The sequence below is a fragment of the Halobaculum sp. EA56 genome (assembly GCF_051195075.1).
Taxonomy (GTDB): domain Archaea; phylum Halobacteriota; class Halobacteria; order Halobacteriales; family Haloferacaceae; genus Halobaculum.
Genome location: NZ_JBNTJX010000086.1, coordinates 1 through 1,366, shown reverse-complemented (window position 1 = coordinate 1,366; position 1,366 = coordinate 1). Strand labels below are relative to the sequence as shown.

The 1,366-nt window shown below is 69.8% G+C and carries 1 protein-coding gene; it reads right to left on the bottom strand.

Going from position 1 to position 1,366, the window contains the following annotated elements:
- Positions 1 to 308: 308 nt before the first annotated feature.
- Positions 309 to 1,217 carry a DUF3267 domain-containing protein gene (locus tag ACQUQ1_RS22210; RefSeq protein ID WP_435066356.1) on the bottom strand — a complete coding sequence of 303 codons (909 nt, stop codon included), beginning with the start codon at positions 1,215 to 1,217 and terminating at the stop codon, positions 309 to 311.
- Positions 1,218 to 1,366 lie beyond the last annotated feature (149 nt).

Genomic DNA, 1,366 nt, shown 5'->3' with positions numbered 1-1,366 from the left:
TGCTTCCCGCGGGCGGCCGTGCCGCCCTCGGGCATCGTCACCTGCTGGTCCCAGTAGAGCACGCCGCTGCCGCTCTCCAGGTGTGAGACGCGGGCGTACCGCTCCATGAGGTCGAGATACGCGGCGGGGGCGTCGTCGGTGATCGTCGAGTCGAGATCCGTCGCGGGTGTCGCCATGCCCGTCGCTGTGTGTCGCACGGTATCAAGGTCCGGGTGGCCCGCGCGGATGGCCGATAGTCGGCGCCGTGGCCGAGGCGGGCCGTCGCCGAGTCGCCGCGGGGACCTCGGACGGGGACTGCCCCCGATCGGTTAGCCGTCCCCGTCGCCGGCGGGTCGCCCGAGTCGCCGGTAGCTCCGGAGGAACGAGTACACCAGTCCGATCAGCGCCCCCAGGACCGGGACGCCGAGACCGACGCTCACGGAGATCTCCTCGGGACTGTTGACGTACTCGACCACGAAGGTGATCGTCTCCGGCGTGCCGAGGGTGAACGAGCCGACTCCGAGCGCGTCGAGGAGGAACAGGCCGCCGAAGCTCAACGCCACCAGAATGCCGACCGACGTGACCGCCGCGCCGACGAGCGCGTCCCACGCCGCGTCGGTCATCGAGAGTTCCCGCGGTCGGTCACTCTCGCGACCGAGGATCCGGATCCCGGTTCTGTGGTCCTCGACGTGGACGTGTGACGGGTATCCCAGCAGCGTCATCGTCATCCAGAGGTCGCCGACCGCACCCCCGGCGTTCGCCGCGAGGGGGACGACGAGCCAGCTCCACCCGAAGGCGATCATCAGCGGGACGCCGACCGCCGTCAGAACGACCAGCGGCGCGAGCAGGACGACGAGGAACTGATCCCTGGTGAAGCGGTGATCGGTCGTCGCGTACGCGTACGGGAGGACGAAGTGCGCGAGCCCCACCCCGTACCGGGGCGTCCCGCCGTAGCGTCGGATGGCCACCCCGTGGAGCCACTCGTGGGGAACGATGATCACGGTGGCCAGAACGGCGACGGCCAGGACGTTCATCGGACCCACCCACCAGGCGACGTCCGCCGAGGCGAACCGGAAGGTCACCATCTCGCCGGTGAACAGTTGGTACAGTGCGGCGAACGCGGCGGCCGCGACGCCGAACCCCATCGTCCCGACGACCGTCCACTGGATCGTGAGGCTCCGGGACAGCTGGAGGTCGGCGAGCACGCTCTCGGGGTCGCCGGGGGGCGGGGCGTCCATGGCCGAAATCCTAACCCTATTTACAAAAGTACCCGGCTCGTTCCCGCCGGGCGGCGATCCGGCGGGACGACTACTCCCGCAGTTCCTTCACGCGCTGGATGTTCCAGGCGAAGGACTTGCCGTCCTCGGTGGGCGTCTCCAGCACGAGC

Excerpts from the sequence above, each read along its gene's own strand:
- ACQUQ1_RS22210 (WP_435066356.1), bottom strand. The coding sequence starts at position 1,217 with ATGGACGCCCCGCCCCCCGGCGACCCCGAGAGCGTGCTCGCCGACCTC.